The organism is Dictyobacter arantiisoli (genome assembly GCF_008326305.1).
Taxonomy (GTDB): Bacteria; Chloroflexota; Ktedonobacteria; order Ktedonobacterales; family Ktedonobacteraceae; genus Dictyobacter; species Dictyobacter arantiisoli.
The window spans coordinates 1-9438 of sequence record NZ_BIXY01000139.1 but is presented as its reverse complement, the minus strand read 5'-3'; the positions used below and the strand labels follow the sequence as shown (position 1 = coordinate 9438).

Below are 9438 nucleotides of genomic sequence, written 5' to 3'. Positions count from 1 at the left end.
AATGATCGAACGATGATCAAACAACTTTTTTCTTCATTAGGTATGAGCCTTCTTCATGCCTTTGGCAAGCTCTTCACTTCCCTTCAGTGTCACTAATTTGGACAAAACTTAGGTATTTAAGCGATATTGCCCGTGAAGGATGGTTGTTACTGTTCACTTAGCGATCGATCATCTTTTCCATCTGTGCGGGATAGCGAGCCCCTTGGTTTGATGTGTTCTGGTCGGCTATCCAACTGACTCCACCTCGCTTCACCATCGGTAGCTGGTTTGAATCCAAATTTGGTGGCGATCACCACCTTCCCACGGAAAGGCGAGAGGGCTTCGCCGACGAGCTCTTCATTGACGAGCGGACCGTACACTTCAGCGGTATCAAAGAAAGTAACATCGCGTTCGACGGCTGACCGAATCAATGAAATCATCGCTTGCTTGTCTGCTGGTGGACCGTAGGAATAGCTCATTCCCATGCAGCCAAGCCCGATAGCCGAGACCTCCAGGTGACTGTTTCCAAGTGTGCGTTTTTGCATTTGCTGTGCCTCCTGTTTTCGCGTAAAAATCCGCAACGTTCTTCCTGCAAGATCAGCCCTGATACTGTTCGTCGCTAACCTTTTCCATCCAGTCAGCATTCTTGCCATCGAGCATTTCCTGGAGGGCAATGTGTGTCATGGCTGTGGTTGGCGCGGCACCATGCCAGTGTTTCTCCCCCGGCGCGAACCAGATCACATCTCCAGGTCGAATCTCTTCAATCGGGCCGCCCCAGCGTTGGACCCGGCCACTGCCAACTGTGACAATGAGGGTCTGGCCCAGCGGATGGCTATGCCATGCAGTTCTAGCCCCTGGCTCAAAGGTGACACTGGCTCCTCCCACACGGGCCGGATCAGGGGCCTGGAAGAGCGGGTCAATGCGTACTACGCCAGTAAAATACTCGGTTGGTCCTTTGCCGGACGGTTGTGAACCATTTCTTTTGATGTCCATATGCTGTATTCCTCCACGTCGGCTAACACCTCAGTGCAGGATTGTCTCTTCTTGAAGAATAATCCAGCGTACCTGCAAATGTAGAGGTGTGTGTTCTTTGTCCTAAGGCTATTATAGACGCCTTCACAGACAGGGTGGTAGAATAATGGAAAATGATTAGCAAATCCTGCAAATACGCTCCTCACGCTATCTGCTTACTACTGTCGATCTGCCTCGCGTCAGTCAGGTTCCTGAAGCCTCCAAGAGCGGCCCTATCTCGCAATACGCCTGGAACTCGCGCCTACCCTCGTTGGTTCGGTCATGGTTGAAGTCTCCCGCTCCTTACCTGGCGAGCGTGTCGAAGCGAGGGCCATTGATGTCAGCCCGTTGGATGGTAATTTGCTCGATGCCTTCGTGCGTCTCGTCAGGCTCCTGGATGCCCCTGCCGACGCGCAGGTCTTGATGCCGTTGATTATCATCTATTGGCTCCTGATGGGAGCGCAAGGTGCTCAGCTCCGTCATCTGGCGTTAGAGGGAGGCTACACTTCCCATATCACTACAGCAGTCAAGCGACTGCGCCAGAATTTCGACCAGTCGTTGAGCATCGAGCGGTTCGCACAAGAGCTAGACACGAGCGTCTCAGGATTCCATCATCACTTCAAGGCCGTCACGGCGATGAGTCCTTTACAATTCCAGTGGATGGCAAGGAGGAGTATGAGTACGAAGCAGAAAGCCCGACCGCAAGGATCAGGCCTTCATTATGTGTGGAGCAACAGATATGACTGTGTTATTCCATTGTGGGCAAATATTCATATGTAAAACGTTCTATGGTGTCTATATTGTAATTACTACAATCGGCATGCCTCTTCTATCAGAAGAAGAGCTACCTCGGCTCAAACAAGAGAGCGAGATCTTACGCCAGGAACGCGAGATCTTAAAAGGCGGCAAATGTGCTAAAGCGAGACTTTCAATCTGAGGATTGGGAGGATGGGAAGCGAAGCGCGCGTCCGAGACTCACGGTACAGGCGATCAGCGTGAAAAGAGCGACACTCATGGCAATGAGCGAGAAATTCAGATGCGTTCCCCCAATCTGCCCCTGCATGTAGAGCGCATGGCTTACTGGATTCAAGCTGAGTGTGTGCAACACCAGAGCCACCACATTGACCAGCAACACACTACCAACACTCGCACATGCTCCCAGGACCGCTGCAGATCGCTGTCCAAGGAAGCGGCCGGCGCGAATTGCCACGGCACGCCCGCATAGCAAGCTGATGAGTGTGAGTGCAAGGAAAATGGCAAATAACACCAGGAAGGTTGCGGAGTGATGGACGAGGAGTCCGCCGAATCCACCGAAAGCAATAAGGAGCGTCACCATGATGAGGCCAACCACTACGAGGCCCTCTCGCCGCACAAAAGCATACCCCAGGATGGCGCATATGCCGACACCAGCGGCGAGCGCAGAGAGATATATCCCGTCGTAACTGAAGCGGAGCAGGGGCGATGCGGCATATGCTGTCTGGGTCAAATGGCTTGAGTCCTCAATCAAGTAGAGATTGATGCTTGCGAGCAGGGAAACAGCAAAAGCAATGACCGTTGCGGTGAGCGAGACCCACAGGCGCAGCGGGAAGTTTGGGGTGCTTGCCATCGAGCGTGTTCCCTCCTTCAAAAGATGCCATCGTTCCAAACAGGCATTGTGAACGAGATCAGACAGTGTCTTTAACCAGAACGGGATGAGGGAAGCCCAGCCGTGCTGTTGTAAGGCATCACGGCAGCTATCACGAAAGACGTGGGCCATGCGCGAACCATAGGTACGCCGAAAGGTCGCTGGATAAGCATGCAGGAAGAGACCATAGAGCCACTCTGAGAGAGCGAGTGCTCTTTTTATAGCTCCCGGCGCTAACTTCAATCGTGCCATTATGCCCCTCCTTCGAGCGTGTACATCTCTGATTGTGGCAGCAGTTGCCTTGATTGAGCCATCCGAACGAGTGCGTTCAGGCGCTGTGCCTCTGCTCTGGCAACGCTCAGACCAAAGGGAGTCAGCCGGTAGTCTGGATGTGATCGAGACCATTGAGCACCCGTACATCCCAGCCGAGATTTTCTAGCTGTGCTTGTTCGCGCACGATTGGGTCTGCCAGGCTCACGTACACATTACTCCCACTTTTGCCGTACTGTATCTCGTCTGTTGAACCCACAAAGCAGAGGCACGCTATGTTGCCGGCGGCGTATTTCAAAGCGCCAAAGAAGATTCATGGTAGTGTTTCATCTTAGCATGAGTAGAAAAAGGACCCTAAACTCATTTTGAGCAAGCGTACCCTAATAAAGAATAGGGAGTAATTTGTGCTCCCTATCCCTTAATCATAGCACTAGAACGCTACTTGCCAGGCTCCAACGTTAGCAACATCATTAGAACTGTATCTTTATTATTCGATGCTCACTAATAAAGCCAGCCTTCTCTATGGCTCTCTTGGAAGCATGATTGTCTGCCTCACACGAGCAAATTGGATTATATCCAACTTCATAACAATACTTTTTTAATTGTGTGAGCATAAAGCTACCCAGGCCTCTTCCACGATATGCTTGAGCTACAACCATACCCAGATCAGCATAAGGTGACTGTTTCTGACTGGGAATACATTCTCCTGTTGCTACGAGTGTCTGTTGATCATATAATACAAATAATTCATCACGATCGAGCCGGTCGTAAAGAAAATCCTTAACCCACTCCCCTGCCCCTTCTATATTCGTGCGATAAAAGAGTACAATATCATCCAATTCTTGCTTTTCCGCTTTTCTAAAGATACCATTGCTGAGGCCAGATGATAGCTCTATACGTTTATGGTCTCGAAAAAGATAGCTATGAAGCACGATACTTTTCTGAAGATCAAGGCATAAAGAGAAATACATAGGCTCTATAGTACTGGCAATTGCACGTTGGATACCATAAGTTGAGATGATCCAACTAAAAATCTCCTGAGCCCGAGCCTGATAGTTTTCAAGAAGGTGGAAGCGCAGCAAATTGTCATCGGAGTCTATGCAAAAATATCCAACACGCTGTCCTTGATCTTGTATTTCCCCAAAATTTGCCTGAGGAATGATCCCTTTCTCCCACATTCCATCCATAGAGGCGATAAGGGTATGCAGGTAGTCATCATTTAGCTGTTGTATAGCAGCTAAGTGGTCAAGTTGAATATATGTCAGCATTGAAAGAATAGAATACCTTTCTACAGAGTAAAGAAATCAGCTACGGATGAATCTCTAATGGTTACTTTTGAAATGTTCATCTTCATAGGGGCGATAATTTAGTAGATGTGCATTATTTATTATAACACTACACTTGACTTTCTGGAGAGATTTGAGTAAGATTCCTATATAAGAAGAGTTCGCTTTCTTAATTGAAATTGAGGTAACGCTTTATAAAATAAGCGAAAAAATAACTGGCGAGTTATTAGTGAAAAGTTACTTAAAAGTTTATCGACCTCCTCCAAACTATTTATTTCCCCAACCCCCCCTTTATGTCAATTGCATGGCCCTTAAACCAGGGCTATTTAATTTTCCCTTTTCCCGCCGCAGGAGGGGGAACGGAAGAGAGGAGCGAGGACTGTCATGCCCCCGGCATGCCTGCCATCGCGCTCCGGTCAGGGTCTGCCGCCCCTAACAACCCCTGCTTTTTTTCCAAAAATCAAATAGCCCTGCCCTTAAACTCCAGGGCTTCTCAAAAGTTGATTCCCGCAAACACCCAAGAGCAAGCTTCCCGAGGGCGAGTAGTGAAAATGTACCGCACGCTCAATCCCCGTTGAACAACTCGATGAACTGGTGTGGCGAGATTGCTTCTCTCTTGCCACCGCGACATGACACTATTTTCCTCCTCGAAGCGTTCCTTCTGTGTATATCAATCACGTAAGCAAGTATACTTGCATTCCCTTATATTGTTCAGAAAGTTACGTATGGAGGTTTCAATGTCCCGTTACCTTATGAATATCGTATCCAATCGTCCTCAGCTCTGGTCATGGTTACGCATAGGGGCCGGAGAGCAACAACTACTAATTAAGAACTCACGCATACGCATCCTTTTAGTCTCCTTTGTAATGCTGTTTTTTGAGCTCCTCTGCATTCGCTGGATACCTTCCTACGTTCGCTATCTGAGTTATTTTAACAACTTCATCCTCATGGCCTCTTTCCTGGGTATCGGGCTGGGTATGCTCTCAGCGCGCCGTCAACGCTTCTGGTTTCCGCCCTTCCCTGTTCTCATTCTTGCTCTGATAGTCATTGTGACCCTCAATCGTTTTGACTTACGCATCAGCTCAACTGATGTTCTTTATTATGGAGCAGGTGAAGTACAGAGTGCGCATGCGGAGAATTTTATTGTCCTGCCAATTATCTTTGGCATGGTAACGCTATGTTTTATCCCACTATCTCGTATCTTTGGTCAGTTGTTTACTAAAGTGCCACCGTTAACTGCTTATACCTATGACATCCTTGGAAGCCTGTCAGGAATTGCCTGCTTCTCACTGATATCTTATCTCTCATTACCACCCCTGGTGTGGTTTCTCGTGTTGTCTATTCCCGTTTTGTTGCTCACAAGCGTGCAACGTCTCTGGTGGATGATAATACCAGTGGTTGCCAGTTTGATTATCGTTGCATCGCTACAAATCAATGCTTACTGGTCGCCTTACTACAAAATTATGCTGCGTTCGGCTCCTCATAATGGCTATCTTGTCGATGTCAATAATGCGGGTGGTCACCAGACGATGATTCCCTGGCAATATAAAGAGCCATTCTATCGTCGGGTCTATAGTCTCTTTCCCGGTCGCTCATTCCATCATGCGCTCATCTTAGGAGCAGGAAGTGGATCTGATACCTCAACCGCCCTGGCTTATGGCGTTCCATCAATTACAGCAGTCGAGATTGATCCTGTAATTCAGCAACTTGGCGCACACTATCATCCTGATCATCCCTATGGCAATCCACGTGTGAAATCTGTCATCAACGACGGTCGTATTTATCTGCAAAACACAAAAGAGCAGTATGACTTGATTGTTTTTGCTCTGCCCGACTCACTCACCTTGACTTCAAGCAATACGAACTTGAGGCTGGAAAGTTTTCTGCTTACACAGGAGTCAATTAAGGCTGCGCAATCACATCTCAGCAAAAATGGTTTACTCGTACTCTACAACTATTATCGTGAGCCATGGCTGATGGAAAAGCTCGTCAATATGGTGGGATCTAACTTTCATCAGGAACCGCTTGTTTTTACATATGGTGGCTGGGGGCGTGCAGCAGTCATTATGGCGGGGCCTCGCCTTGCGACATTGCCATCGAGAACATTCGGTCCCTATCATGAATACGCAAAGAACAAAAATGCCAATACGTTGCGCGTCATCGGAGAGGGCTTCTATCCCCTTACGGATCGTACACCAGCCACTGATGATTGGCCTTTCCTGTACCTACACGACCGTAGTTTTCCATCGCTCTACATCTTTGGACTGGGCATGGTAGCTGTCTATTTGTTGGCTGGAGTATTACTACTAGCTCCCCGGAGGGTATTGCGCCGCTTCGACTGGCATATGTTTTTCCTGGGAGTTGCTTTTATGCTGTTAGAGGTCAAGAGTTTAACAACCTTTGCACTTCTCTTTGGCAGCACATGGATGGTGAACTCCCTGGTCTCCTTTGCTATTCTCGTTGGTGTATTACTGGCGGTGTTGGTTAACAGTCGATTCAAAATCAATCACATCCTCCCCTGGTATCTGCTGTTGTTTGGTATTCTGGTTTTCAACTTCCTGCTTCCGCCAGAAGCCTTGCTCCTGGGAAATCCAGTTGCTCGATACGCGTTAGCAAGTATTCTGGCCTTTACACCGGTGTTTATTGCAAACATCATCTTTGCCAATTCATTTCGCGATAGCGAGACAGCTGATATTGCCTTCGCCTCTAATCTCATTGGTATTATGGTTGGAGGCGGCCTGGAATATTTCAGCATGCTCATTGGATATCGCTTCCTTCTGATCGGAATTATCGTTTTCTATGCAAGTGCACTACTGATTAGCAAACTCCTACCAACAGAAGCGACAAAGCTGATATAAAAACCAACACCTATAGCGAGATGAGCAGAGAGCTGGTAAAAAACTATCCAGCTCTCTGTTCTAAAATTCTGCATGAATACGAGGACTTCCATAATGACCCCTATGCTGATAATACGCATCTTCAATGCGCGCCGTAATAATTTCATCATCCTGTTTTCTCTGGATTTTGCCTCTTTTGCTCCAATTGGCATTGCCCTTTTCTGAGACGCCCAGCACCGAACACATGCAGATAATCGGGAATGCCTGGCGATGTTCGTGCATAAACTGGAATTTTACAGCTGGGTTGCGCGAAGATGCTCACCGCTTTTTTTGATATATCCCTTTCTTTCGGTGGAATTTTGTTCTCACGCTTCAATTTTCTATTTTACTCTTCTATGGATGTTTGATGCCCCTTGCCTGAAGAAGCTTCTTGGCCTTACTCTTTAAGTTCTTTACATTATTTACTTAAATCACATCTATTATGCCAGCTCTACTGCTATTTGTGTTTTACTTTTTCCGCTGGTTTTAAAAATCGTCACAGACTGCTGCTTGAATTCTTTGTTGTAGGTTGTTTGCGTTTTTCCCATCAGATCATCCTCTTTGTATTCTATCACATTTCTTTTCTCCTCTCCTCCAAATCCGATGCAAGTTCAGTTTTGGCCCTCCGGCATAAGCACTTGCCCTCCAATATGAGCACTGGGACAAAACTACTTGAGCAAACCGCTTCACATCTGAGGTATCAGCAGAGAATAGTGTAAATTACAACGAGATCTACACCCCTTTGATGCGTCGCCAGTCCACGCCAGTTTGCAGCCATCCCGAATAAAGAGGTAGGGCTAGGACCACTGCAAAAATCTATCCTAAGGGTGGAACGAAAAACCACACTAAGGAATTCGCCCTTGCGTGAATGCGATAAGTGGCTATGGTGAGGAGGTATTTCAGAGCCAGTGTATCCAGGAGACAGAGCGTTAGAGTTCCTTACGGAGCTTACGTTTATTGATATAGGTGTTGAGAGAGATGTTATTCTTCACAAACAATAGTCATTTTTTCATCACAATCAGTGGCCTTTTTGCACGCCGAAGAAAATTGCCCCATACCTTTGCAAGAGCCATATCATTAGAGGTAAGCCGAGGATGGGTCAAATCCGTAACTATTTAGTAGTGTCATGCAAAAGTGGTGGCCAAGGTTCGGATACAGCTCTCTATTGTCGTTTACGCTCTAATGTTTCTACCTATGAGGTCAGGAAGCAAGAAAATTATGGTGCATTTCTTGTTAAAGAACCATCAACAATATGCATCAGTTACATATCAATATTCAATTGAGACTTGAGCTCTCTCATAGGCAACAAGGTAATAGTATGTGTTTCTACAAGGTTGCTCTCAGCGTTATATAGCTTTGCTTGAATGGGTAACGAGATGCTTTCGGAATGAACATAGAGAACAAGATTATCAAGAACTGTATCCTCCAGCATTTCTGATGGGGTCTGAAGTCGAACGCGTTGGATGCCTACATGCTGATCATCTATCACAAATCCTCCCGCATAAAATGGAGCATCAGGGTTTCCGTAAAGCTGTACCGTTGGTCGAAGATGTGGTGGGCGACTCATGGCTGTATTTCCAGCAAGACCACTACATTCTTTGATGGTCCATTGTCCTGTTGGCTCAAGAAGCACGAGGCAGAACAGTATCCACCATACTTTTGCTGTATCTTCAAACCTAATTGCATGGACGCAATACCCAGATACAGATACTTCTTTTAAGAAATGCAGAGTTGTCAGGTTTGCCCCTTGAGGAAGATGCTTCTGGAGTCGAACTGACCGAATGAATCCGCTTTGTTCTGAGAGAGCATCTCTATATTCAGAAGGAAGCGATGCAAGAGATTGTAACTCGGCTCGAATAACGTCTTTTGTGTCTTGTAAAAAGCTCATACGGCCCTCCAAGGAAGCTATTGAACTTTCGTTTAATATGAAATCACTTTGTATTATAAAACATTGATGGATATACATGTTATTTTTAATATTAAGAGTGAATAAAGGATGATTTATATTGATTGAAATCCAAAGTAATACAGCTTAGTGATTTCATATTAAGAAAGGATAAAATTCATAAAGATAAATTAATGTGCTGCAGCAGTCCTTGACTTAGTAAAAAGTATAAATTATTATTTTATATGTGTAAAGATTTAAATGCTTGATATTTCTATAAAGGAAGAGAGGAGAATTTAAACTATCTAAATACCTAAGTTTTGTCCAAAGTAATGGCAACAGGTATGGGAGCAAGCAACACCTGTAACGACACGAGGAGGCGATGGGCCAAATGGGCATCCTGATTGAGAACAATCTGGACGATCTGACCAGAAGCATCCCGGCAAAGAAAGCCGCTGATATGGAAGACATCGCGCACCATGCGCAACAGCCCATATCCTGGCAAGG

Annotated in this window: 5 protein-coding genes and 4 pseudogenes; 2 read left to right on the top strand and 7 right to left on the bottom strand. The window is 46.4% G+C overall.

Annotation, left to right across the window (positions count from 1 at the left end; translation table 11 throughout):
* Positions 1 to 206 precede the first annotated feature (206 nt).
* Together F1593_RS26390 and F1593_RS26385 are read right to left on the bottom strand one after the other, a co-directional pair.
* Positions 207 to 524: pseudogene (locus F1593_RS26390) on the bottom strand (aldo/keto reductase); the annotation flags it as partial.
* A 52-nt stretch (positions 525 to 576) separates the two neighbouring features.
* Entirely contained in the window at positions 577 to 972 is a 396-nt protein-coding gene (locus F1593_RS26385; protein WP_149404543.1) for a (R)-mandelonitrile lyase, read from the bottom strand.
* Positions 973 to 1159: 187 nt separating this feature from the next.
* On the opposite strand from F1593_RS26385, the pseudogene F1593_RS26380 reads away from it, so the two are divergent.
* Positions 1160 to 1659: pseudogene (locus F1593_RS26380) on the top strand (AraC family transcriptional regulator); the annotation flags it as partial.
* Positions 1660 to 1918: 259 nt separating this feature from the next.
* Here F1593_RS26380 and F1593_RS26375 read toward each other — a convergent pair.
* Both F1593_RS26375 and F1593_RS26370 read right to left on the bottom strand, forming a co-directional pair.
* Complete coding sequence (locus F1593_RS26375) at positions 1919 to 2866, bottom strand: hypothetical protein (protein WP_149404542.1); 948 nt, start codon at positions 2864 to 2866, stop codon at positions 1919 to 1921.
* Positions 2867 to 3354: 488 nt separating this feature from the next.
* Complete coding sequence (locus F1593_RS26370) at positions 3355 to 4152, bottom strand: GNAT family N-acetyltransferase (protein WP_149404541.1); 798 nt, start codon at positions 4150 to 4152, stop codon at positions 3355 to 3357.
* 755 nt (positions 4153 to 4907) lie between these two features.
* On the opposite strand from F1593_RS26370, the gene F1593_RS26365 reads away from it, so the two are divergent.
* Complete coding sequence (locus tag F1593_RS26365) at positions 4908 to 7028, top strand: spermine/spermidine synthase domain-containing protein (protein ID WP_172632471.1); 2121 nt, start codon at positions 4908 to 4910, stop codon at positions 7026 to 7028.
* 66 nt (positions 7029 to 7094) lie between these two features.
* On the opposite strand, the pseudogene F1593_RS30180 reads toward F1593_RS26365, so the two are convergent.
* The 3 genes and pseudogenes from F1593_RS30180 to F1593_RS28710 form a co-directional block, all read right to left on the bottom strand.
* Positions 7095 to 7594 (bottom strand): annotated as a pseudogene (locus tag F1593_RS30180) (transposase family protein); the annotation flags it as partial.
* A 713-nt stretch (positions 7595 to 8307) separates the two neighbouring features.
* Positions 8308 to 8934, bottom strand: coding sequence for a hypothetical protein (locus F1593_RS26360; protein ID WP_149404539.1), 627 nt, complete (start codon positions 8932 to 8934; stop codon positions 8308 to 8310).
* A gap of 310 nt (positions 8935 to 9244) precedes the next feature.
* Positions 9245 to 9438, bottom strand: a pseudogene (locus F1593_RS28710) (transposase); the annotation flags it as partial.

What these genes read in the sequence shown, in the direction of transcription:
- F1593_RS26385 (WP_149404543.1), bottom strand. Translation starts at nt 972, where the DNA reads ATGGACATCAAAAGAAATGGTTCACAACCGTCCGGCAAAGGACCAACC.
- F1593_RS26375 (WP_149404542.1), bottom strand. Translation starts at nt 2,866, where the DNA reads ATGGCACGATTGAAGTTAGCGCCGGGAGCTATAAAAAGAGCACTCGCT.
- F1593_RS26370 (WP_149404541.1), bottom strand. Translation starts at nt 4,152, where the DNA reads ATGCTGACATATATTCAACTTGACCACTTAGCTGCTATACAACAGCTA.
- F1593_RS26365 (WP_172632471.1), top strand. Translation starts at nt 4,908, where the DNA reads ATGTCCCGTTACCTTATGAATATCGTATCCAATCGTCCTCAGCTCTGG.
- F1593_RS26360 (WP_149404539.1), bottom strand. Translation starts at nt 8,934, where the DNA reads ATGAGCTTTTTACAAGACACAAAAGACGTTATTCGAGCCGAGTTACAA.